This window comes from Brachybacterium nesterenkovii (assembly GCF_900163655.1).
Classification (GTDB): domain Bacteria; phylum Actinomycetota; class Actinomycetes; order Actinomycetales; family Dermabacteraceae; genus Brachybacterium; species Brachybacterium nesterenkovii.
Map to the genome: position 1 here is coordinate 1 of NZ_FWFG01000109.1, position 23060 is coordinate 23060.

Below are 23060 nucleotides of genomic sequence, written 5' to 3' on the forward strand. Positions count from 1 at the left end.
CGATCCATTCTCGTGCGCGCCGCAGCCCTGCAGGGCTGGTCGGGAAGACATTCTGATCGATGAGGCCGCCGTTCGGAGCCTCGATGATCGCGTAGGAGTGGGTTGCGGCGTGGGTGTCGACTCCGACGACGTATCGGTAGAAGTCCCCTACGGTGGCAGGCAGACTGTTCATGACGATGTTCCTCTCGAATCGCTGGGACGGGACGTCGTTGCCGGCGTCGGCCCAGGATGAGAGTCACTACGAGGCGGGCCTGTAATGAGCCACGCCGCCGAGATCGAGCTCCCGGCGGTGGACATGCTTCTGATCAAGCCATCGTGGTGGGCCAAGGCTGGCGCCGGCACCCGGCCCCCGCCGGACAGATCCCGGGAATGACACCCCGCAGGGGTCAGCCGATTCAGGAGTCACGACGGGCGCCGGGCTACCAGCACCAACCCTGCCAGCCAGCCCCGGGCCGGCCACCACGAACACTTACAGGCGATTCAGATCGTTCCGAGCGGGGCGGTGACGAAGGCAGTGACGATTAGGGCGACGGCATATCCCGGGTAGATGCGCAGGAAGCGCCGCCAGAGGAACGCGCGCAGGGCGAGCCGGTGTGCGGAGGCGAGGATCAGGTAGCCGGAGATCACGAAGAAGCCCTCGACGGCTGCGCCGTGCCACCCGGCGTAGATGAACGGTCCCGCGACGACGGCGTCGAAGCCACCGAGGGGGAATACATGACCGAAGATCACGAGCGTCGCGAGGACGAGACGAACGGTGTTGAGCGCGTTGTCTGAGCTCGACAGAGCCGCGCGGAGGGTCGGGGGGCGTGCCCGGGCGGGGGCGGTCTCCCCGGAAGGGGGCAGTGCGGACATGGGCGCATTATCCGCCCGTGAACGATGGAGCGGCCCTCGGTCGTCCATGGTGACCTGGTGAGGCGTGACTGCTTCACTGCTGCGAGGGAGCGTCCGCAATCCCAAGCGCTGACGCTCCCGAGAAGAACTCCAGACACATGCATCGGACGAACATGTCGTCACCCTGCCGACTGACCGGAGTGCCCGGTGGGCTCTCATGGCCGCCCGGGGTCGACGAGAGTGCCGAGATAGGCGCTCACGACGCTCCGCGCGCTGTCGCTCGTGTGCCGCCCGAGGACGTGGCTCCGCGCGCGACCGCTGCCGTAGCCGGGCAGCGCCCGCCTGTCGGTGGTGCTCACTGTCCGTGCAGCGACGCGTCCGCAGCCGTCACCCGCCAGGCGTGGAAGGGGACGACGAGTCCCGCCCGGGTCGGCGCGCAGACGAGCGGACCGGCCTCGACGCTGTCTGCGTCCTCGAAGGGCAGGACGCGCAACAGGCGCAGGGGCTCGCCGGCGATGCCGCCGCGGATGGTGATCGCACCGCCGGACCAGCTCGCGCGGATCAGCACCCGCTTCCCCAGCCAGTCCGAGGCGGGGGAGAGGGACCAGTCGGAGCGGCCGTGCGTCACGACCGCTCCGGCGCTCAGCTGCCCGTCGGAGAACTCCGTCGCCGCCTTCACCCAGACGTCGTCCCTGGCGCGGATGAACAGCCCCGCCTGGTCGAACAGCTCGGAGAACGCGGCCGTGTACTCGACCTCCATCGCCCACCCCGGACTAAACGGCGCGATGAGCGCGTTCTCCGTGTCGTGGACGAAGCCGTAGGACGTGTGGCGCCAGGCGTCGCTCTCCGCGGCCGCGGTCACCAGCAGGTCGCCCCCGCGCTCCTCGACGGCGGCGGGCGTGTTCGTCCATCGTCCCGCGGACCAGGGGATCGGCGGGGTGGTCGCACGGGCGCCGCCCGTCAGCGCCCGCTCACAGCACCGAGCGGTACAGCTCCTCGATCTCGGCGACGGCCGCGGGACGCGGGTTCCCGCCCGCGCACACGTCATCGAAGGCGGCCTGCGCAAGCGCGGGAAGGTCCGCCTCGCTCGCCCCAACCTCGCGCAGCGTCGCCGGATTGCCCAGGTCGCGGGCGAGAGCCGCGACGGCCTCGACCGCGGCGGCGCGGGCGTCCTCGAGCGGCATGGTCATCGCGTCCTCGACGCCGAAGGCGGCGGCGATATCGCGGAAGCGCTCTCCCGTGCTCGGTGCGTTGTACGCCATGACCGCGGCGAGCAGGATCCCGTTGGCCACGCCGTGCGGGGCGCCGTAGAAGGCGCCGAGGGGGTGGGCCATCGCGTGCACGAGGCCGAGCCCGACGTTCGAGTAGCCCATGCCGGCCACGTACTGGGCCAGCGCCATGCGCTCCATGGCCTCGGCATCGCCCTCGGCTGCATGGCGCAGCGACGCGGCGATCGTCTGGATCGCCTTGAGGTGGAACAGGTCCGACAGCTTCCAGGCGCCCGCCGTCGTGTATCCCTCGATCGCGTGGGTCAGGGCGTCCAGACCGGTGGCGACCTTGAGGGAGCGCGGGGCGCTGGCCATCATCTCGGAGTCCACGACCGCCATGACCGGGATGCCATGGGGGTCCACGCACACGAACTTGCGCTGGCGCTCGGTGTCGGTGATGACGTAGGTGATCGTGGTCTCCGAGGCCGTGCCCGCGGTGGTCGGGATCGCGGTGATCGGGACGGCGGGGTTCTTCGTCTAGGCGACGCCCTCACGGGAGCGCACGTCGGCGAACTCCGGGTTGGCGGCGATGATGCCCACGGCGTTGCACGTGTCCTGGGGCGAGCCGCCGCCGACGGCGACGAGCACGTCGGCGCCCGCGGAGCGGAACGCCTCCCGGCCCGCGAGCACATTGGCGATCGGCGGGTTGGGGGCGACGTCGGAGAACACCTCGTAGGGGAAGCCCGCGGCGTCCAGCAGGTCGGTCACGCGCGTGGTCACCCCGGTGTCCAGGAGCACCTGGTCGGTGACGACGAGGGCCTTGGCGAAGCCGCGGCGCGCCAGCTCGTCGGGGACGACGGAGACGCAGCCGGCTCCGAAGTAGGCGGTCTGGTTCCAGATCATGCGCTGCGCCATGGGGACTCCTCGTGGGGTGTTGAATGAATGGTTTCATTCCACACCCTCGGATGGCGTCGCGGCAGGGACCTCTGCCCCGATGCCGGTCACATGGGAAACCTCTGGCGCGATGTCGCCGCGCGGCCCGATGCGCTCCCGCGGCCGCTGTCGTCTCGTGGACCGCGGGCGCCTTCACAGTTCGCTGAGTCCTTTCGGAGCGACCTCGGTCAGTGGCCCGAGGACCCTCGCGATCCGGCTCCTTCGAACCGCCGAGGCCCCTCCGCGTGGACGGGGCGGACGCGGCCCGCGCCCCCACCCCTGAGCGCTAACATCGCCGCATGACGATGAATGCCGCGCGCGAAGCAGACGAACCGTCCGCCGATGGCGGCCCGGACCTCACGACGGCCGCTGCGCTCTTCAAGTCCTTCGCCGACCCCAGCCGCCTCGTCATCACCCGGCACCTGCTGCTCGGCGAGCATCGCGTGGCGGACCTCGTCGAGCACCTCGGCCTCGCGCAGTCCACGGTCTCCGCGCACATCGCCTGCTTGCGCGACTGCGGTCTGCTCTCCGCGCGCGTGCGGGGCCGCGCGACGCACTACTCGCTCGCCGAGCCCGAGCTCACGCGCCTCCTCCTGGGCGCCGCCGAGAGCCTGCTCGCGGCCACCGGCGAGGCCGTGGCTCTGTGCCCGCGGCAGACGGGTGCCGAGAGCGCAAGCATCTGAGCGGTCCGTCCGCGGACCGGCGCGCCCGTGACGGCCCGGTCATCACCCGTGACCGCCCGGCGGCTGCTCCACCCCCTAGGTCATCTGCGATTGCGGCGCGCGATCGCCGCGGTGAGGGCGGTCGCGAAGGAGCACCATGCGGTGTAGGGCACCAGCTCCAGAGCACGACGCCGGTCGGCGCGGCCGGCGCGACGAGCCAGGTCGGCCGAGCTCGCGGCGAGGGCGGCGGCGTTGAGCGTGGCCGCGGTCAACCGGTGAGAGCGGAAGAACGTCCAGCTCCAGGCCTGGTTGAGGACGAGATTGGCCAGCAGCGCCCGCTCGAGACCGCGGGCTTCAGCGCCACGGTCCTCGGCGTCGAGCGCCGTGATCGCTCGCGCGCACGTCGCGGCGAGAGAGCAGTACAGCCCGGTCCAGACCAGGGGGAAGGCGACGGGCGGCGGCTGCCAGGACGGCTTGTCGAGACTCCGGTACCACGGGGAGTCCGGATCCGTCGCGATCGATCCGGAGAGCGCGCACAGCGCAGTGCCGGCGATCGCTCGGGTCCAGGTGCGACATGTGCGGGTGGGGGTGGTCATGAGTCTCCTCCGTATCGGGGCCGAGGGGCTGAGGAGGTGGCGCGCTGCTGGCCGTGCGCCGCATACATCTCCTCGATGAGATCGGCGGCCGCCTCCGTCAGGCGATGCCGCCGCAGCTTGAGCGTCGGAGTCCTCAGCTGCGCGGCGAGCTCCGTGCCAGCGGTCGTCAGGACGAAGCGCCTGACCTGCTCGGGCCGGGACCGCTGCGCATTGGCCGCGTCGATCCGCGCCGAGACGGCTGCGCGCAGATGCGGATCATCGATCCGGCGCAGGCGGCCGTTGTCAGGGCGCGGTCCGGTCCCCCTGCTCGTGCCGCTCAGCTGCGGCGATGCGGCGACCTGGGCGTGCGTCGGGTCGAGGACGATGACCGCCGCGAGGTAGGGACGGTGGTCCCCGACCATCACGGCGTGCTCGATGAGGGCGTCGGACTCGACGGCGGCCTCCCAGGGTCCGGGATTCACGTTCTTGCCGTTCGCGGTGACGATGATGTCCTTGAGGCGGCCGGTCAGCACCAGGGAGCCGTCCTGCTCCAGGCGTCCGAGGTCCCCGGTGCGCAGCCAGCCATCGTCGAACGCCGCGGCGTCGTGCGACGGATCGTCGTACCCGGTGATCACCCCGGGGCCGCGGACCAGGACTTCGCCGCCGTCTGCGATGCGGACCTCTCCGCCGGGCAGGGGCAGTCCCGCAGTGCCCGAGCGGATGCGGTCCGGGGGATTCGCGACGATCGGCCCCGTGGTCTCCGTGAGCCCGTATCCCTCGATGACCGGGATGCCGATCCCCCGGAAGAAGAGCGAGACCTCGGGGTCCAGCGGTGCGGCGCCGCACAGCAGGTGCTCGACGGACCCGCCGAGGACGGCCCGCAGGCGACGGTGGAGCAGGCGGTCGAGGACGGGACGCCGGAAGCGCGCACCGAGCGGCATGCGGCCGGGCGTGCCGAGATCCGCGGCTTCGAGAGCGCGGCCGCGGGCGATGGCATCGCGCCGCGCGACCTTCCACAGGGGAGTCAGGCGAGCCTGCGAGGCCCGATCGGCGGCCTCCTCCAGGATCTTATCGAGGAGGCGGGGCACGACGACGAGGAATGTCGGGCGCAGTTGCGCGAACGCCGCCAGCAGGTCCTCTCGCCGCGGGACGTGCGCGATGCGCATGCCGCGGGCGATGCAGATGAGCTGCAGGCCGCGGGCGAGGATGTGGGCCAGCGGCAGGGCGATCACGGTCCGACCGCCGTCGTGGACGATCTCGGAGTACGTTCCCGCGACCGCGTCGACCGTGCCGAGGAGGTTCCGGTGGGTGATGCGGGCGCCTCGGGGCTCGCCCGTCGTCCCCGAGGTGTGCACGATCGTGGCCGGATCGTCCGGGGAGGCGAGGCGGCGCCGGCGGTCGATCTTGGCCGGGTCGACCTCGGCCCCGAGCACGACGAGGCGCTCCAGGTCGGCTGGTCCGGGATCCATCGTCCGCACGGGAAGCCCGGCGAGGCCGCCTGACAGGGCGGCCGCCTCGAGCATCTCCGCGTCCGCGGCGGTGCCGCCGACGGCGAGGCTCGCGCGGGCGTCGCGCAGCTGCGCGCCGGCCTGGACCGGAGCCGAAGTCGGGTAGATCGGCACCGTGACGGCCCCGGCGCACCAGGCGGCGAAGTCCGTGAGCGTCCACGCGTACCGGGTCGCTGCTGCGATGGCGATCCTGTCGCCCGGCTCGATGCCGATGGCGACGAGACCGCGAGCGAGGTCGCGCACCTCCTGCTCGAAGGCGCGCGTGGTGATGGGGCGCCAGGTGCCGTCCTCCTGCTGGACGTCGAAGGCGACGTGCCCGGGGTGAGACCGGGTGCGGTCGGCGAGCAGATCGGTGATCGTGCGCCGGTCGGGGACGGGGGAGCGGGTGCTCATGCGGGTCCTTCCGCGTCGGGAACGGGGGAGGCGGTCTGTGCGGACAGCGCCCGGCGGTGCTCCCCCATGAGGACGACGAGCTGCGCGAGGAACGAGGCGATGATCTCCTGCTCCGTCGGAGGGAGCGCCCGGATGAGGGCGTCGGCCTCGTCCATGAGGGGGCCCATGTGCTCCAGGATCCGTCGGCCGGCGGCGGGAGTCGCCGCGACCGTCACTCGACGCCGGTCCGCGCTGTCGCGCTCACGGCGGGCGAAGCCGTGCGCCTCCAGGCGGTCGGCGATCGCCGAGGCGGTCGCCGTCGAAGCGCCCAGAGCACCGCCGAGCTCGCTGACGGTCCGAGGGCCCCCGCTAACCAGTTCGGAGACGGCGCGCAGGTCGCTGGGGTGCACACCCAGAAGCCGGGCGAGCTCGCGCTCGATCTCGGTGGACTGCTGGATGAGGCCCTGGATCGCATGGGATGCCGGGTGGTAGCCGATGCGGTCATGGCCCGTGTCCGAGTGCTCCGCATCCAGATCGTGCAGGGGCATGGGGTCCTCGTTCCTGCGGCAGTTCGTCGTCCAGCCCAACATACTGCGCTCCGCTTGATATTCAAATACGATTGAATAAAGTGGCCCAGACCGACGACGACCCGGAGGAGCCCGACTCCGATGCCGAAGAGCCGAGACGAGAAGCAGAGCGGACAGGCCGAGGCGGCGAGCCCGTCGGCGCGGGGGAGAGCCCGCGCCGTGGCGATCATCGCCGTATCGCTGAGCATCGCGGCGCTGCTGGCGCTCGCCGGGTCCCAGGGGAGCGCACGCCTCGGCGGGGTTCCGCTGCTCGTGCTCGTGGTCGCCGCCGTCTTCGTCGTCCAATGGGCGGCCTTCGTGCCCTCCTGGCTCTTCCAGAGCGACCGCTTCTTCGACGCCACCGGGTCGGCGACCTATATCTGCGCCAGTGCGCTCGCTCTGGCCGTGGCGCCCCGGCTCGATGCGACCGCGCTGCTGCTCGGCGCCGTCGTGATGATCTGGGCCCTGCGACTGGGGAGCTTCCTGCTGGCGCGTGCCGTCCGCACCGGGGGAGACGGCCGCTTCGAGGCGATCCTGCCGTCCTGGCCCCGGCTGCTCGGCGTCTGGACCCTGCAGGGCCTGTGGATCACGGTGACGGCGGGGGCCGCGTGGGCGGCCATCACGACGCCGGATCGGCCGGCGACCGGTCCGGTGCTGGTCATCGGTCTGGCGCTGTGGCTGCTCGGATTCGGGATCGAGGTCGTGGCCGATGCGCAGAAGCACCGCTTCCGGGCGGACCCGGCGAACGCGGGCGAGTTCATCACGACCGGCCTGTGGTCCCTCTCCCGGCACCCGAACTACCTGGGCGAGATCATCCTGTGGATCGGGGTGGCGCTGATGGCGCTGCCCGCCCTGCAGGGGTGGCAGCTGGCCACGCTCGTCTCGCCCGTGTTCGTGACGCTGGGGCTGCTCCGGGTGAGCGGCGTCCCGCTCGTGGAGGCCCGCGCCGACGCCCGCTGGGGCGGCCGAGGCGACTACGAGGAGTACAAGGCGCGCACTCCCGTCCTCATCCCGCGCGGCGCCCGGGGCCGCCATGGCGCCGAGAGCTGACGCGGCCCCTCCTGGTCGCCCTGGAGCTCGGGGCGGCCCTGGCGTTGGTCCCGTCCTGCGCGGGCAGGAGGAGGCAGACTGGTCGGGTGCATCACTCCGGCCGCGCGGTCGGAGCCCGTCGATCCCCCGGAGCATCCCGTGTCCGACACCCCCCTCGCCCCCTCCACCGACCCCGTCGAGCTCGCGACGATGCCGCTCCCCGAGACCGGCCGCATGAGCGATCCGTCGTGGTGGCGCCAGGCCGCCGTCTACCAGATCTACCCGCGCTCCTTCGCGGACGCGAACGGCGACGGCATCGGCGACCTCCGCGGCATCACCTCGCGCGTGCCCTACCTGCGCGACCTCGGCATCGAGGCCGTCTGGCTGTCCCCGTTCTACCCCTCGGCGCTTGCCGACGGCGGCTACGACGTCGACGACTACCGCGACGTGGATCCGCGCCTGGGGACGCTCGAGGACTTCGACGAGATGGTGGCCGCGCTGCATGCGGCGCGCATCAAGGTGATCGTCGACATCGTCCCCAACCACACCGGCAGCGGGCACCGGTTCTTCCGCGAGGCCCTCGCCTCCCCGAAGGGCTCGCCCGCCCGTGAGCGCTACATCTTCCGCGACGGCCGCGGCGAGAACGGGGAGCAGCCGCCGACCGACTGGATCAGCTACTTCGGCGGCAGCGCGTGGGAGCCCGTCGGGGACGGCCAGTGGTACCTGCACCTGTTCGCCAAGGAGCAGCCGGACCTGAACTGGGAGCACCCGGAGGTGCGCGAGGAGTTCCTGACGACGCTGCGCTTCTGGTCCGACCGCGGCGTGGACGGCTTCCGCGTGGACGTCGCCCAGCTGCTCGCCAAGGACATCCCGCTCGACGCCGCCGATATGCCCGACAAGGCGACGGCCGACGCGATCGACCGCACCACGGGCCGCCACCCCTTCGAGGAGCGCCCCGAGGTCCACGAGATCTACGCCGCCTGGCGCGAGGTGTTCGACAGCTACGATCCGCCGCGCACCGCCGTCGCCGAGGCCTGGGTGACCACGCCCGCGCAGCGCGCCCGCTTCGCGAGCCCCGAGGGCCTGGGGCAGGCCTTCAACTTCGACCTCCTCGAGGCCGACTTCGACGCCGCCCAGTTCCGCCGCATCATCGAGAAGAACCTCGCGATCGCCGCCGAGACCGGCTCGTCGACCACCTGGGTGCTGTCCAACCACGACGTGGTCCGCCACGCCACGCGCTACTCCCTGCCGCCGCGCGGGGACTCGACCCAGAAGGCCGGCGCCCAGTGGCTGCTCGACGGCGGGGACATCGAGGAGGTGCCCGTCGAGCTGGGGCTCGCCCGCGCCCATGCCGCGACCCTGTTCATGCTGGCCATGCCCGGCAGCGTCTACCTGTACCAGGGCGAGGAGCTCGGGCTGCAGGAGGTCGGCGACATCCCCGCCGCGCAGCGCCAGGACCCGTCGTTCCTCCGCAACCCCGGGGTCGACGTCGGACGCGACGGCTGCCGCGTGCCGCTGCCCTGGAGCGCCGAGGGCCCGTCGTTCGGCTTCGGCGACGCCGCCCCCCACCTGCCCCAGCCCGAGTGGTTCGACGAGATGACGGTCGAGGCGGAGTCCTCCGACGCCACCTCGACCCTCACCCTGTACCGCGCCGCGCTCGCCCTGCGCCAGTTCCTGCGGACCGACGAGTCCCTCGAGTGGGTCGACACCGGGCGCGACGACGTGCTGCACATCCGGCGCCCCAACGGCTGGGCGGCGATCCTGAACACGGGGCGGCGTCCCTACGAGATGCCCGACGCCCCCGTGCTGCTCGCCAGCCGCGTGCTGTCCGACCCGGCGCGGATCCCGCCGGACACGACCGTCTGGCTGCAGGAGGGCTGAGGCCGATCCGGCGGGTGCTGCGTCGCGCGTCGCCGCAGCGCTCCCTGCCGTGCGCGGCGGGCGGGCCACCGCCTCGTTCCGGGGGGAAAGCCCCCTGCCCTCGGCTGGGCGGCTCTGGGAGGATGGGGGCATGACGAACGTACCCGTCCCCACCCGTGAGACCGCCCGGACGTGGGCGATCCTGTGCCACCTGTCCCTGCTCATCGCCGCCGTGCTGAGCGCCGGCTATCTGGCGTTCGTCGGCCCGCTCGTGTTCTGGTTCCTGTACAAGGACAAGGACGCGCTGATCCGCAACGCCGCCGCCGGCTCCTTCAACTTCGCGGTGACGCTGGTGATCGCGAGCGCCGTCGCCACGGCCCTGCAGTTCACGATCATCCTGGCCCCGGTCGGCTGGCTGATCTGGGCAGCGATGTTCGTCATGGGCATCCTGTTCCCGATCCTCGCCGCCCTCGCGGCCTCCCGCTACGAGCAGTACAGCTACCCGGCGACGCTCCCGCTGCTGTCCTGACGGGCCGGGCTGACGGGGCCGACGGGAGTCTCGGGGCCGCGGGCCTGCGATGATGGGCGCATGAGCGAGCACCCCATCCTCGACGGCCCCGGCCCTCTCGCCGGCCGCACCATCGCCGTCACGAGCCACCGCCGCGCCGAGGACCTCGCCGAGGCCCTCGAGCGGCAGGGCGCGCGCACCGTCCGCGCGGCCACCATGCGCATCGTGCCCGTCGGCGAGGACCCCGAGCTGGTGGCCGAGACCGAGCGCCTGCTCGCCGCCGACCCGCCCGTCCTCCTCGTGAGCACGGGCCAGGGCTTCACCACCTGGCTCGACTCCCTCGAGCCGACGCTGCGCGAGCGCACCGAGGCCTGGGTGCACCGCTCCCGGATCTTCTGCCGCGGCCCCAAGGCCCGCGGCGCCGTCCGCGGCCGCGGCTTCCCCGACGCCCCCACGGCGCCCGAGGAGACCACCGCCTCGCTCGTCGACGTGGTCCTCGACGCCGGGATCCGCGACACCGCGATCGGCCTGCAGCGCCACGGCTATCCCGACGACCGCCAGCTCGCGCGCCTCGAGGAGGCCGGCTGCACCGTCCACGTCGTCGCCCCGTACCGCTGGCGACCCGGCCCCGACCAGGACGCCGTGCGCGACCTGATCGAGCGGACCATCGCCGGCGAGGTCGACGCGATCACCTTCACTGCCGGGCCCGCCGTCGAGGCGCTGTGGCGGACAGCCCGCGAAGCAGGCCGCTTCGATGCGCTGCAGGAGGCCCTGCGCGACGGGCGCTGCGCGGCGCTCGCCGTCGGGCACGTGACCGCCCAGCCCCTCCAGGACGCCGGCATCCCGGTGCTGTGGCCCGAGCGCGAGCGGATGGGAGCGCTCGTGCGCCTGGCCGTCGAGCGCCTCGGCCGGCCCGCACCCGAGCAGGAGACCTGACGATGGCGGGGCGGACGGGCGGCCGCGGCGGACGCGGAGCAGCCGCCGGACGGGGGTCGGGACGCGCCCCCGGGCCCGCGAAGGGCGCCGCGGGAAGCGTCGGCCGCCCCACCGGCAGGGACCGCACCGCCCAGGACGGAGCATCGACGACGCGGCGCGGCCGCACCGGCGCGACGCGCGAGGCCGTGCGCGTCGACGCCCCGACACCGCCCGAGCCCCGCACGCTGCGCGTCGGCTTCGTGCCCGGCGTCGAGCCCGACCGCTTCGCGCGCCGCTGGAGCGCGGGGGAGCGCCGCGACCTCCTGGACCTCCGGCCCGTCGCCCTCTCCGCCCAGGAGACCGCGCTGACCGACGGGACCTGCGACATGTGCTTCATGCGCCTGCCGCTGTCCGCGGCGCTGGGTGCCTCCTGCCACATCGTCGAGCTGTGGGAGGAACGCCCCGCGATCGTCGTCGGCGACGAGCACGTCCTGAGCGTCCTCGACGAGATCCGCGATGCCGACCTCGTCGGCGAGACGGAGATCGGTGAGCAGCACCCCGATGACGCGGCCGACCGGGTGGCCGTCGCCGCGTCCGGGGCCGGCTTCGCGTGCATGCCGCTGTCGCTGGCGCGCCTGCACCACCGCAAGGACGCCGTCCACCGGCCTCACCTCGACGGCGCGCCCACGCGGATCGCGCTCGTCTGGCCGCGGGAGTCCGACGACGACCTGCGCCAGGAGTTCGTCGGGGTCGTCCGGGGCAGGACGGTACGCTCGTCGCGTCGGCCGCGGCCCGACGGAGCCTGACGGCGCCCGTCCGCGAGCCGTCCGCCGCACCGATCGCGCCCCACCCCGAGAAAGGCCCCGGAGCATGTCCGAGACGACCCCGCCCACGATGAACGTCGAGAGCTTCAACCTCGATCACCGCACGGTCGCGGCACCGTACCTCCGCGTGGCCGACCGCAAGACGCTGCCCGCCGGGGACCGCCTCACGAAGTTCGACGTCCGCTTCACCCAGCCCAACGTCGCCCACCTCGAGTCCGAGACCGTGCACTCCCTCGAGCACCTCATGGCGGAGCACATGCGCAACCACACCGATGCCGTGATCGACGTGTCCCCGATGGGCTGCCGCACCGGCTTCTACGTGCTGCTCGCCGGGGACCTGACGCCCGAGGAGTTCCAGCCCGTTCTGGCCGCGACCCTCGAGGACGTGCTCGCCGCGACCGAGGTCCCCGCCGCCAACGAGGTCCAGTGCGGCTGGGGCGCCCACCACAGCCTCGAGGGCGCCCAGGCGGCGGCCCGCGCGTTCCTCGACGCCCGCGAGGAGTGGCTCACCGTCGAGGCCTGAGGGGCTCGACCTGGCGGGGCTCGACCTGGCGGGGCTCGACCGGCCGCGGCCGGCCAGGACGGGGGCTATCCCCATGGCAGTCGGCAGCCCCGCATGGGGGAATGAGGGCATGGCCTCGTCCGTTCCCCGCCCAGCGCGCCGCTCCTGTCCTCGTCGTCCCGGTGCGGTGCAGCGGCATCCCCGGCGCACCGCGTGGATCGCAGTTCTCGTCCTCGGTCTCCTCGCGGCCGGGGGAGCGGCCTCGGTGGTCCCTCGCCCGTTCCTGCCGGAGCCGACGGGGCCGCGCCTGATCGGCACGACCGTCGCGGAGGTCGTCGACGTCTCGCGACCGGAGATCTTCGCGCCGGGGGATCGCCCCCGGAGCCTTCCTGTCCAGATCTGGTACCCGGCCTCTGCCGCCTCCGAGCAGCCCGAGCCCTATGTGCGCGACCCGCACGTCTTCGACGGCGTCCTGGATCGGATCGGCGCGCCCCGGGCCCTCGCCGCCGCCTGGGGGCGGTTGCCCTCGCACGCCACGGTCGACGCACCGGTCGCCGCGGGCCGCTTCCCTGTCGTGATCATCTCCCAGGGGAACCTGGGGTACCGGCAGTCGCAGTCTGTGCAGGTCGAGGAACTCGTGTCCCACGGGTACATCGTCGTGAGCCTCGACCAGCCCGGCACCGTCGGCTCCGCGCTGCTGGCCGACGGCACCCGGATCCCGTACCGCGGTGCATCGGTGCTGAAGCCGCTCATCGACCAGTCGATCGAGCCCCAGGAGACCGCGCCGCGCCTGGACGCGGATCCGATGCCCGAGGGCCTCGCGTCCTATCTCGCCGCCGACCCGCGCGCCGTGCTCGACTGGCTCTCCACGGCGGCGAACCCCCTGCGGGCGAGCATGGACCTCGAGCGCGTCGGAGCGATGGGCATGTCGCTGGGCGGGTACACGACCTCGCAGTGGTGCACGGGCGATCCGCGCGTGAGGGCGTGCCTGATCATCGACGCCCCCATGACGGTCGACGCGGTCGCCCGCCGCTTCACGGTCCCCACCCTGTGGATGACCCGGTCCGCCGACGACATGGCGGCCGAGGGCTGGCCAGCGGTGGAGGTGCGGCACGTCGACGGCACGCAGAGGGCGGCATACCGCACCGCCACCGGCGACGCCTGGTACGTCACGGTCGACGGGCTCTTCCACGCCGACCTCACCGACGCCCCGTACGGGGCTCCCGGACTGTCGCTGCTGGGGATGACGAGCCGGAAGGCGGGAGGCCGCGTCCACGAGATCATGCGGACCCTGACCCTCGACTTCTTCGACCGCACCGTGCGGGGATCCGACCGCCCGTCGACCCTCGACGCCCCGCCGTGGCCGGACGTGCATATCGACGCCCGACGCTGACCGTCGCCTCAGCCCTGCGCGAGGCCCTCCCGCACCGCGGTCAGGAGGCGTGCGGTGCGCGCGTCCGTCGCGATGTCGTCGATCGTGACCACCTCGCCCTCGGCGTCGGCCAGGGGGATGCGCCAGTTCGGGTACTCCTCGTCCGTGCCGGGCTGGTTCTGGATCCGGCGCTCGCCCACGCAGTCCACGAGGGATACGCCGATCAGCCGCGAGGGCGTCCGGCACAGGTGGCGGTGCAGGGCCAGGACCACGTCCTCGACGTCGTGCTCGCGCGCGAGCAGGCCCTCGTCGATGAGGACGTCCAGGACCTTCTGGCGCCCCGCCTCGTCGGCCGCGAGCTCCTCGGCGAGGGGCCGCTCGAGCAGGCCCAGCTCCGCGCGCAGCGCCACGTGGTCGCCCGCGAGGTAGCCGGCGGTCGGCGGCAGGTCGTGCGTGTTGACGCTGGCCAGGCACAGCTCGCGGTAGTGCTCGGGGCGCAGCGGGTTGCCGGCGTGGTCGTTCTCGAACCACAGGATCGACGTGCCCATGATCCCGCGGTCGGCCAGGTAGTCGCGCACCCACGGCTCGAAGGTGCCCAGGTCCTCGCCAATCACGAGGGTGCCCGAGCGCTGCGCCTCGAGCGCGAGGATCCCGATCATCGCGTCGTGGTCGTAGAACACGTAGGCGCCGTCGGCCGCGGAGTTCCCCGCCGGGATCCACCACAGGCGGAACAGGCCCAGCACGTGGTCGATCCGCAGCGCGCCCGCGTGGCGCATGAGCGAGCGCAGCATGTTCCGCCACGGCCGGTAGCCGGCCTCGGCCAGGGCGTCGGGGCGCCACGGCGGCTGGTCCCAGTTCTGGCCCTGCTGGTTGTACTGGTCGGCCGGGGCGCCCACGCCGATGCCCTGGGCGAGGATGTCGCCGAGGGCCCACTTGTCCGCACCGTCCTGCGTCACCCCGACGGCGAGGTCGTGCATGAGGCCGATCCGCATGCCGGCCTCGACGGCTGCGCGCTGGGCCTGGCCCATCTGCTGATCCAGCTGCCACTGCACCCACACGTGGAAGTCGACGCGATCGGCGAGCTCGGTGCGGGCGGCGGCGACCGCCTCGGGGTCGCGAGCCTGCAGCGCCTCAAGACGGGCCGGGTCCAGGGAGTCCGCGCGCTCGTAGATCGCGCACCACAGGGCGAAGTCCTCGAGGCCCTGGCCCTCGCGGGCCCGGTAGGCGTCGAGCATGGCCTGGCGCCCGGCGGTGCGCGGGGCGGCGAAGATCTCGTCCAGCGCCCGGTTCTTGGCGTCCATGACCTCGTCGCGCTCGAGCGCATCCGCGCGGTCGTTCCAGGGCGCGACCTCCGCGCGCACGTGGCCGATGCGCTGGCGCGCGAAGTCCGGCAGCTGCGCGTACTCGGGGATGTCCTCGATGCGCAGGTACAGCGGGCTGGTGAAGCGCCGCGTGACAGGCAGGTAGGGGGAGGGCTCGAGCGGCGACGTCGGCGTGGAGGCGTGCAGCGGGTTGACGAGCAGGAAGTCCGCGCCGTGGCGGACCCCCAGGATCGCGGCGAGGTCGCGGGCGTCGGCGAGGTCGCCGATGCCCCAGGAGCGGGCCGAGCGCACCGAGTACAGCTGGGCCTGGACGCCGTAGGCGCGGCGCGCCCCGAGGCGCTCATGGGTTCTCACCCGGCGCGGCGTGACGACCAGGTCGCACGCGGACTCGCCGCCCTCGGTGCGCGCCACCAGGCGGTGCCAGCCGAGCGGCAGCCCGTCGGGGAGGGCGAAGCTGGCCTGGCCGCGCAGCACCCCGTCGACCTCGCGCGGCGACGTCCAGTCCTCGACCTGCTGCACGGAGCGGACGGTGCCGTCCTCGAGGCGCACCTCGAGAGCCACGGACGTCCCGTGGTCGACGTGGACGGCGACCGTCCGAGGGGAGTCCTCGCGGACCACGACGACGGGCGGCAGCGTGCGGCGCCAGGCGGCGTCCTCGCGCTCGGCGCGCACGCGGGCGACATCCTCATCGGAGGCGAGCTCGTGGCCGAGCGCCGCCAGGACCTTCAGCAGGGTCTCGTCGGCGACGTCCCGCTGGACGCCGTCCCACCCCCAGTAGTCGGTGCCCACGCCGAGGTCGCGGGCGAGGTCGCGCAGGGAGGAGGAGTCCAGAGCCATGGGCACATCGTATCCGGGAGCGCGGCCCCTCCGCGCCTGGGGACGGAGCCCTCCGCGCCCCTCCGCGGGGCGGTGCCGCCGTCACGGCCAGGTGGGCAGCCACATCCTCCAATGCCACTGCTCGAGCGGAATCGTCTGCCCCGTCCAGATGGGCCAGAAGAACGCGCTGACCAGCACGATCAGCACCAGCAGCGATCCGGTGAACAGGGTGCCCGCCAGGCGCCGATCGCGGTCCGCGTGCCGCGGCCCCAGCAGCAGGCCGAACGCGTACGCGAGGCACAGCACGAGGAACGGCTCGTAGACCACCGAGTAGAAGGTGAAGATCGTGCGGTGCAGGTACAGCATCCACGGCAGGTAGCCGCCGACGATGCCGGCCAGCGCAGCGAGCGCCCGCCCGTCGCGCCAGACGAGACCGGCGACGAGGCAGACGAGGATCGCCGCCGTCCCGAGCCACCAGATGAGCGGATTGCCCACCGAGTTGATCTGCGCGGCGCACTTGGCGACCTCGCAGCCCATCTGCCCGTAGTCGTACTGGCGGTAGTAGAAGTTGGTCGGGCGGATCTGTAGCAGCCAGCCGAGCGGGGACGCCTGGTAGGTGTGCGGGGTGTCGAGGCCGACGTGGAAGGCGTACGCCTCGGCGTGGTAGTGCCACAGGGAGCGCAGGGCGTTGAGCACCCCGTTGCCGCCCGCGTAGCCGCCCTCGGTCTCGGCCCAGTGGCGGTGGAAGCCGTCGGAGGTGGCGAACCAGCCGCTCCAGGAGGCGAGGTACGTCAGGAACGCCCCGCCGACCATGACGAAGAACGCGGGGATCGCGTCCCGGAACAGCCCGTTCTCGAGCCACCGCCGCTCGCCGAGGCGCCGCCTGGCCCACCAGTCCCACAGCACGGTCATGATCCCGAAGACGGCCAGCACGTACAGGCCCGACCACTTGACGCCGCAGGCGAGCCCTAGCAGCACCCCCGCGGTGATCCGCCACGGCCGCAGCCCCGCGCGGATCCCCAGCGACGGCAGAGCCACACCGGCGGCGGCGATGCGGGCGCCGCCCTCGGCCAGGTGCGCCCGGAACCGGTCGCGGTCGATCAGCAGGGCCCCGAAGGCCGCGAGCACGAAGAACGACAGCACGAGGTCGAGCAGGCCGGTGCGGCTCATGACGAGGTGGAGGCCGTCGACGGCCAGCAGCAGGCCGGCGATCGCACCGATCGCGGTGGAGCGGAACAGGCGGCGGCCGATGCGCGCGACCATGAGCACGCTCAGCGCCCCGAGCAGCGCCACGGAGATCCGCCATCCCCAGGGGGAGTCCGCCCCCAGCAGGGCCTCGCCCGCGCCGATCACCCACTTGCCGACCGGCGGATGCACCACGTACTCGCCCTGGGAGAGGTAGGTGTCGACCCGCCCGGCCTCGAAGGCCGCGTTCGGCTCGTCGGGCCAGGCCATCTCGGCGCCGTGGCGCCAGATCGTGTATCCGTCCTTGACGTAGTAGGTCTCGTCGAACACGAGGGTGCGGATATCGCCCAGGCCCTGCAGCCGCAGCACGAGCGCGAGGGCGAAGACGGCGAGCGACCAGAACCAGCCGGCGACGCGGTCGGACAGGTCGAAGACCCGCAGTCGACGTCGGAGCCGGTCGCGCTCCAGAGCCTCCTCGACGCGTCCGTCCGCGGCAGGAGACGCGGAGGGCGACTCGGGGGTCTCGACGGGATCGGACCCGGGGACGGCGAGATCGGCCCGTGTGCTCACCGGGCCATGCTAGGACATCGCCCCTGTCCAGCCGCCGGTCGGGGGAGGGGCCGGACGCCTACGATGGGGCCGTGAGCGACGAGCAGACCCCGCGCCCCGGCGAGCCGGTGCCGATCCCGCGCCCCGGCGAGCTCACGCTCGCGGCCACGCCGATCGGCAATCCCCTGGACGCCCCCGTCCGCCTCGTGCGCGTCCTCGAGGCCGCCGATGTGATCGCCGCCGAGGACACGCGGCGCTTGGGGCGGCTCGCGCGGGACCTCGGAGCGAGCATCACCGCGCAGGTCATCGCCTACCACGAGCACACCGAGGCCGAGCGCACGCCCTGGCTGATGGACGCCCTGCGCGACGGCAGACGTGTGGTGCTCGTGACCGACGCCGGCATGCCCGTCGTCTCCGACCCCGGGTACCGCGCCGTGCGCGCCGCGATCGATGCGGACCTCCCCGTCACCGTCATCCCCGGCCCCTCCGCGGTGCTCACCGCGCTCGCCGCCTCGGGGCTGCCGCCGGACCGCTTCGCCTTCGAGGGCTTCGCGCCCCGCACGCCCGGGCGCCGCGCCGCCCTGTTCGCCGCGCTCGCCGCCGACGAGCGCACGCTCGTGTTCTTCGAATCCCCCCGGCGCACGGCCGCGACGCTCGCCGCGATGGCCGAGGGCTTCGGGGCCCAGCGCCCCGCCGCCGTCGCGCGCGAGCTCACCAAGACGCATGAGGAGGTCCGGCGCGGCACGCTCGGCGAGCTCGCCGCCTGGGCCCGCGAGCGCGAGGTGCTGGGGGAGATCGTGATCGTCGTGGGCGGCTCGCGCACCGTGGAGGCCGACGCCGCCGACCTCGTCGGCGAGGTCCTCGAGCGCACCGCGGCGGGGGAGCGGATGAAGGATGCCGCCCGGGCCGTCGCCGCCGCCCACGAGGGGGTCACCGGTCGCGAGCTCTACGCGCTCGCTCTCGAGCACCGCTGAGCCGGATCCCGGCTGGGGCCCATCGTCCCGGAGGCCGATCACAGCCGAGGCCTCTTCCAGCCTCGCATGACGAGAGCCCCGACCGCGGACGGTCGGGGCTCTCGTCGAAGAACAGGGGAGAGGAGCTCAGTCCTCGATCTGCAGCAGGCCGCGCTGGTACGCCTTGGCCAGGCGGCGCGGGACCGACGCGGTGCGGCCGCGCACGGTCACCTGCACCAGGTCGGCGTTCTCGGCCTTCCAGTTGGCGCGGCGCGAACGGGTGCGGGCCCGGGACATCTTGAACTTGGGCACTGCCATGGGAACGCTCCTTGAGTGGACTGTCCGGGACGGACGGCGAAACTGAGGGGTGACGCTCGGTCCCGCCAGCGGCCTTGACGACCGGGTGCCCGGACGTGCGACGGCGCGCGGAACGACGCGCAACGAGGAACCATTCAACCACAGGCGCGGGCACGGCGTCCCCGCGGGGCGGGGTGACCTCTGCCACCGCCCCCGTGGTTGCCGCTCCGACGAGCCGCCGAGCCGAGCTGTGGACGAGGGCCGCGGAACGGGGAGGTGCGGTGGAGGTCGCGGACGCGGTGACGGATCGGACGCGCGGGGCTCCTACGATGGTGCCATGCCCGGTCAGACCGCCCCGCACGACAGCGGCCCCGGCGTCGACCGCGACGCCGCTGCCGCCCCGCGACCCGTCCACGAGCGCTCCGCCGCGGATGCCGGGCGCCCGCGGCGAGACCGCTCGTGGCCGCCGGCCCCCGATCCGCTCCCGTTCCCCGTCATCGACAACCACTGCCACCTCGACTTCGCCGACGGCGATGAGCACCTCGACGTCGACGAGCACATCGAGCGCGCCCGCGCCGTCGGCGTCGACGCGATGATCACGATCGGCTCGGACCGCGAGGCCGCGCACTGGACCGCCGATCTGCTGGCCCGTGAGCCGCGCCTGCGCGGCGGCGTCGCCGTCCATCCCAACGAGGCGGCCCTGCACGCCCGCGGCACCGACCACGAGGGGCGGGAGATGATCCCGCTCGACGAGGCGATCGCCGAGATCGACCGCCTCGTCCGCGGCCCCGGCATGGTCGTGGTGGGAGAGACGGGGCTCGACTGGTTCCGCACCTCCCGCAAGGACGAGCGGGCGCGCACCGCCCAGCTCGACGCCTTCCGCGCGCACATCGCGCTGGCCAAGGAGACGGGCCTGCCGCTGCAGATCCACGACCGCGACGCCCACCGCGACGTCCTGGAGGTGCTCGATGCCGACGGCGCCCCCGAGCGCACCGTCCTGCACTGCTTCTCCGGGGACGCGGAGTTCGCGCGCGCCTGCGTGGACCGCGGCTTCTACCTCTCCTTCGCCGGCACGGCGACGTTCAAGAACGCGGAGAACCTGCGCGCCGCGCTCGCCGAGGTCGGGATCGGGCGCGTCATGGTCGAGACCGATGCGCCGTTCCTCACGCCTGCCCCCTACCGGGGCCGCCCCAATTCCTCCTATCTGATCCCGCTCACGATGGCCCAGATCGCCGAGTCCACCGGCACGGAGCTGGAGGCCGCGTGCCGCGCGGTCCGTGCGACCACGCGCGAGGTGTACGGGTGGCCGGCGGCATGAGCGCGAGCACGAGCGCGGACGAGCCCCGCCCGGCACCGGATACCGCCGACGCCCCTACGATGCTCCTGAGCGGCCGCGACATCCGCGAGCTCGCCGAGGCCGGGGGCGTGCACCCCTCCAAGCATCGCGGGCAGAACTTCCTCACGGACCCCAACACGGTGCGCGCGATCGTCGAGCGCGCCGGCATCGGCCAGGGCGATCGCGTGCTCGAGGTCGGCCCCGGCCTGGGCTCCCTCACGCTCGGCCTCCTCGAGGCGGGCGCCTCGGTGGCCGCGGTCGAGCTCGACCGGGCGCTCGCGCAGATGCTCCCGCTGACCCTGCGGGCCCGCGGGATCCCCGAGGACCGCTTCGCGCTCGTCCACGCCGACGCCCTCGCGATCACCGAGCTCCCGTCGCTGCCGGGCGGCGCGCCCGACCGCTTCGTCGCGAACCTGCCCTACAACGTCGCCACCCCCATCCTGCTGACCCTCCTGGGGCGCTTCCCCGGGCTGCGCACCGCCTTCGTCATGGTCCAGGCGGAGGTCGTCGACCGGCTCGTCGCCGCGCCCGGCTCCCGCGTCTACGGAGCCCCGAGCGTGAAGACCGCTTGGTACGGGCGGGCCGAGCGCACCGGCACGGTCTCGCGCCAGGTGTTCTGGCCGGTCCCCAACGTCGACTCCTCCCTGGTGCAGGTCACCCGGCGCGAGGAGCCGCTGGGCACGGACGCCGAGCGCGAGGCGACGTTCGCGGTGATCGATGCGGCCTTCGCCCAGCGCCGCAAGATGCTGCGCCCCGCTCTGGCGGCCTGGGCGGGCGGCGCCGCGCGCGCCGAGGAGATCCTGCGCAGCGCGGACATCGACCCGACTCGCCGCGGCGAGACCCTCGAGGTCGCCGACTTCCTCGCGATCGCCCGTGCCGCGCAGGGAGCCCCGGCATGACCGGCCCCGGGACGCCCCCGGCCGCGCCCCTCGAGCGCGTCGTCGTCAGCGCCCCCGGCAAGATCAACCTCTCGCTCGGGGTCGGCGGCGTCGACGGCCGCGGCTACCACCAGCTCGCGACCGTCTTCCACGCCGTCGGTCTCGTCGAGACGATCACGGTCGAGCGCGCCGTCGGCCTGCATCTGTCGCTCGACTCGCACGTCGAGGGCGACGTCCCGCTGGACGGCGGGAACCTGGCCCTGCGCGCGGCCGAGCTGCTGCGCGCCCGCGGCGGCGTGTCCGAGGGCGCGGCGATCAGCATCGACAAGCGCGTCCCGGTCGCCGGCGGCATGGGCGGAGGCTCCGCCGACGCCGCCGCGACCCTCGTGGCGCTGAACCGCCTGTGGGGGCTCGGCATCCCGCCGGAGGAGCTGCGGCGCCTGGGCGGCGAGCTCGGGGCGGACGTCCCCTTCGCGATGCTGGGGCGCACGGCGCTCGGCCGCGGCAACGGCGGCGACCTCTCGAGCGTGCTCGCCGAGGGCCAGTGGCACTGGGTGCTCGCCGTGCCGGGCGGACAGCTGTCCACGCCCGAGGTCTACCGGCGCTTCGACCAGCTCGTGCTCGAGCACGGGCGCGATGTGCGGCAGGTCCCCGAGCCCGATGCGGACCAGCTCCAGGCGCTGCGCTGCGGGGACGTCGAGCTGCTCGGCCAGACCCTCCACAACGACCTGCAGGGCCCCGCCTTCACCCTGCACCCGGGTCTCGAGCCCGTCATCGCGCTCGCCGAGGGCGCCGGGGCCTGCGGGGCGATCGTCTCCGGCTCGGGACCGACGATCGCGGTCCTGGCCCGCGACGCCGAGCACGCCGCCGAGCTCGCGGGCGTGGTGCAGGCCTCCGGGCTGGTGCGCGAGACCCACTGCACCACGGGCGGCATGCCCGGCGCCCGCATCCTCGAGGAGAGCTGAATGCCCGTCGCACCTGCCGCCGCTCCTGTCCGGATCGCCGTCCTCGGGACCTCCGCGATCGCCCGGAGCTTCGTCGAGGCCGCCGGGCACGTCCCGCAGATCGCGCCGACCGTCGTCCTCTCGCGCGCCCAGGAGACGGCGGACGCCTTCGCCGCGGAGGCCGCGAGCCTCGGGACGACGATGGCCGCCCGCTGCGACCGCGCGGCCGTCCTCGCGGACCCGGAGGTCGACGCCGTCTACATCGCCTCGCCCACCACGTGCCATGAGGCCGATGTGCTCGAGGCCCTCGACGCGGGCAAGCACGTGCTATGCGAGAAGCCGCTGGCCCTCTCGCTCGCCTCCTTCGACCGCATGCACGATCGCGCCCGCGAGCAGGGGCTGGTGCTGATGGAGGCCGCGCGGGCCGTCCACGACCCGGCCTGGGCCCTCATCGCCGAGGCCCTGCCGGCCCTCGGGCGCATCTGGCACGCGCGTTTCGAGATGTGCCAGTACTCGAGCCGCTACGACGCCGTCCGCGCCGGCGAGCACCGCCGCGCCTTCGACCCCGCCTTCGGACACAGCGCCCTCTCGGACATCGGGATCTACACGGTGCTGCCGGCCGTGCAGCTGTTCGGGGCCCCGGAGCGCAGCGTCTCGACGTCCCAGAGCCTGGAATCCGGCTTCGACGCCTCGGGCGCCGTCCTGCTGACCTACCCGACGCTGTCCGTGCTGTGCCGCTACTCCAAGGTCAGCGCCACCACCACCGGGTCCACGATCGAGGGGGAGGACGCGACGCTGCGCATCGACTCCGTCTCCGAGCCCGGCCGGATCGAGATCGAGCGGCGCGACGGCACCCGCGAGACGCTCCTGGACCAGGCCCCGCGATCGGTCGCGCAGTCGATGGTCCACGAGCTCGCGGACTTCGCGCGCGTGGTCGCCGACGGAGCCGTCGAGCACCCCTTCGCGCGGATCTCGCGGGACGCCGTCGCGGTGATGGAACGCGCCTACAGCGAAGGGGCCGCCGCCTCCTGACGGCACGCGGGCCCGGCGGATGAGGGCCGACGGATGGAGGCCGGCGGATGAGGGCCGGCCCGGGCTCCGGGACCTCCGTCCCG

At 73.5% G+C, this 23060-nt stretch carries 22 protein-coding genes and 1 pseudogene; 13 read left to right on the plus strand and 10 right to left on the minus strand.

What is annotated here, in order from left to right:
* Positions 1–480: 480 nt before the first annotated feature.
* From FM110_RS12530 to FM110_RS15000, 4 genes and pseudogenes are all read right to left on the minus strand, one after another.
* Positions 481–852 (minus strand): acyltransferase family protein, encoded by a 372-nt coding sequence (locus FM110_RS12530; protein WP_159458086.1) that lies wholly within the window; start codon positions 850–852, stop codon positions 481–483.
* Positions 853–1186: 334 nt separating this feature from the next.
* On the minus strand, positions 1187–1795 hold the full coding sequence (locus FM110_RS12535; protein WP_407641047.1) for a DUF1349 domain-containing protein: 609 nt from the start codon (positions 1793–1795) through the stop codon (positions 1187–1189).
* A gap of 7 nt (positions 1796–1802) precedes the next feature.
* A complete protein-coding gene (locus FM110_RS14995; RefSeq protein ID WP_456151130.1) occupies positions 1803–2438 on the minus strand; it encodes a hypothetical protein in 636 nt (211 codons plus the stop codon).
* Positions 2436–2954, minus strand: a pseudogene (locus FM110_RS15000) (iron-containing alcohol dehydrogenase); the annotation flags it as partial. The pseudogene FM110_RS15000 and the gene FM110_RS14995, both read right to left, overlap by 3 nt.
* Before the next feature lie 317 nt (positions 2955–3271).
* Between FM110_RS15000 and FM110_RS12545 the strand changes: the two are divergent.
* Entirely contained in the window at positions 3272–3655 is a 384-nt protein-coding gene (locus FM110_RS12545; RefSeq protein WP_087105093.1) for an ArsR/SmtB family transcription factor, read from the plus strand.
* 80 nt (positions 3656–3735) lie between these two features.
* On the opposite strand, the gene FM110_RS12550 is transcribed toward FM110_RS12545, so the two are convergent.
* Genes FM110_RS12550 through FM110_RS12560 form a run of 3 tightly spaced genes read right to left on the minus strand, consistent with a single transcriptional unit; the run spans position 3736 to position 6637 of the window.
* Complete coding sequence (locus FM110_RS12550) at positions 3736–4230, minus strand: TspO/MBR family protein (protein WP_087105094.1); 495 nt, start codon at positions 4228–4230, stop codon at positions 3736–3738.
* Positions 4227–6110, minus strand: coding sequence for an AMP-dependent synthetase/ligase (locus FM110_RS12555; protein WP_087105095.1), 1884 nt, complete (start codon positions 6108–6110; stop codon positions 4227–4229). The genes FM110_RS12550 and FM110_RS12555 overlap by 4 nt, the downstream gene beginning before the upstream one ends.
* Complete coding sequence (locus FM110_RS12560) at positions 6107–6637, minus strand: MarR family winged helix-turn-helix transcriptional regulator (RefSeq protein ID WP_159458087.1); 531 nt, start codon at positions 6635–6637, stop codon at positions 6107–6109. Before FM110_RS12560 ends, FM110_RS12555 begins: the two co-directional genes overlap by 4 nt.
* 120 nt (positions 6638–6757) lie before the next feature.
* Here FM110_RS12560 and FM110_RS12565 point away from each other — a divergent pair, with 120 nt between their 5' ends.
* The 7 genes from FM110_RS12565 to FM110_RS12595 all read left to right on the plus strand — a co-directional run bounded on the left by FM110_RS12565 (position 6758) and on the right by FM110_RS12595 (position 13686).
* Complete coding sequence (locus FM110_RS12565; protein WP_087105097.1) at positions 6758–7705, plus strand: DUF1295 domain-containing protein; 948 nt, start codon at positions 6758–6760, stop codon at positions 7703–7705.
* A gap of 189 nt (positions 7706–7894) precedes the next feature.
* Positions 7895–9565 (plus strand): glycoside hydrolase family 13 protein, encoded by a 1671-nt coding sequence (locus FM110_RS12570; protein ID WP_087105126.1) that lies wholly within the window; start codon positions 7895–7897, stop codon positions 9563–9565.
* A gap of 130 nt (positions 9566–9695) precedes the next feature.
* Complete coding sequence (locus tag FM110_RS12575) at positions 9696–10073, plus strand: DUF4870 domain-containing protein (protein ID WP_087105098.1); 378 nt, start codon at positions 9696–9698, stop codon at positions 10071–10073.
* Positions 10074–10133: 60 nt separating this feature from the next.
* On the plus strand, positions 10134–10988 hold the full coding sequence (locus FM110_RS12580) for a uroporphyrinogen-III synthase (protein ID WP_087105099.1): 855 nt from the start codon (positions 10134–10136) through the stop codon (positions 10986–10988).
* Between the two features lie 2 nt (positions 10989–10990).
* Positions 10991–11773 (plus strand): type 2 periplasmic-binding domain-containing protein, encoded by a 783-nt coding sequence (locus FM110_RS12585; RefSeq protein ID WP_234992457.1) that lies wholly within the window; start codon positions 10991–10993, stop codon positions 11771–11773.
* Between the two features lie 64 nt (positions 11774–11837).
* Positions 11838–12314, plus strand: a complete 477-nt coding sequence (locus FM110_RS12590) for an S-ribosylhomocysteine lyase (protein WP_087105100.1) — start codon at positions 11838–11840, stop codon at positions 12312–12314.
* 244 nt (positions 12315–12558) lie between these two features.
* Positions 12559–13686 (plus strand): alpha/beta hydrolase family protein, encoded by a 1128-nt coding sequence (locus tag FM110_RS12595; RefSeq protein WP_087105101.1) that lies wholly within the window; start codon positions 12559–12561, stop codon positions 13684–13686.
* Between the two features lie 8 nt (positions 13687–13694).
* On the opposite strand, the gene malQ is transcribed toward FM110_RS12595, so the two are convergent.
* Complete coding sequence (gene malQ / locus FM110_RS12600; protein WP_087105102.1) at positions 13695–15824, minus strand: 4-alpha-glucanotransferase; 2130 nt, start codon at positions 15822–15824, stop codon at positions 13695–13697.
* Between the two features lie 81 nt (positions 15825–15905).
* A complete protein-coding gene (locus tag FM110_RS12605) occupies positions 15906–17558 on the minus strand; it encodes a dolichyl-phosphate-mannose--protein mannosyltransferase (protein ID WP_234992458.1) in 1653 nt (550 codons plus the stop codon).
* Between the two features lie 71 nt (positions 17559–17629).
* Here FM110_RS12605 and rsmI point away from each other — a divergent pair, with 71 nt between their 5' ends.
* The gene (rsmI, locus tag FM110_RS12610; RefSeq protein WP_234992459.1) at positions 17630–18511 is read left to right on the plus strand and encodes a 16S rRNA (cytidine(1402)-2'-O)-methyltransferase; all 882 of its coding nucleotides are present in this window, start codon (positions 17630–17632) and stop codon (positions 18509–18511) included.
* A 126-nt stretch (positions 18512–18637) separates the two neighbouring features.
* On the opposite strand, the gene rpmF is transcribed toward rsmI, so the two are convergent.
* A complete protein-coding gene (gene rpmF / locus FM110_RS12615; RefSeq protein ID WP_087105103.1) occupies positions 18638–18808 on the minus strand; it encodes a 50S ribosomal protein L32 in 171 nt (56 codons plus the stop codon).
* Between the two features lie 316 nt (positions 18809–19124).
* Between rpmF and FM110_RS12620 the strand changes: the two genes are divergently transcribed.
* The 4 genes from FM110_RS12620 to FM110_RS12635 are packed head-to-tail and all read left to right on the plus strand — an operon-like array spanning position 19125 to position 22977.
* A complete protein-coding gene (locus FM110_RS12620; protein WP_087105104.1) occupies positions 19125–20105 on the plus strand; it encodes a TatD family hydrolase in 981 nt (326 codons plus the stop codon).
* Positions 20102–21022: a 16S rRNA (adenine(1518)-N(6)/adenine(1519)-N(6))-dimethyltransferase RsmA gene (gene rsmA / locus FM110_RS12625; RefSeq protein WP_087105130.1), complete on the plus strand. Its 921-nt coding sequence runs from the start codon at positions 20102–20104 to the stop codon at positions 21020–21022. Before FM110_RS12620 ends, rsmA begins: the two co-directional genes overlap by 4 nt.
* Complete coding sequence (locus FM110_RS12630) at positions 21019–21966, plus strand: 4-(cytidine 5'-diphospho)-2-C-methyl-D-erythritol kinase (RefSeq protein WP_087105105.1); 948 nt, start codon at positions 21019–21021, stop codon at positions 21964–21966. The genes rsmA and FM110_RS12630 overlap by 4 nt, the downstream gene beginning before the upstream one ends.
* Positions 21967–22977 (plus strand): Gfo/Idh/MocA family protein, encoded by a 1011-nt coding sequence (locus FM110_RS12635; RefSeq protein ID WP_087105106.1) that lies wholly within the window; start codon positions 21967–21969, stop codon positions 22975–22977.
* Positions 22978–23060 lie beyond the last annotated feature (83 nt).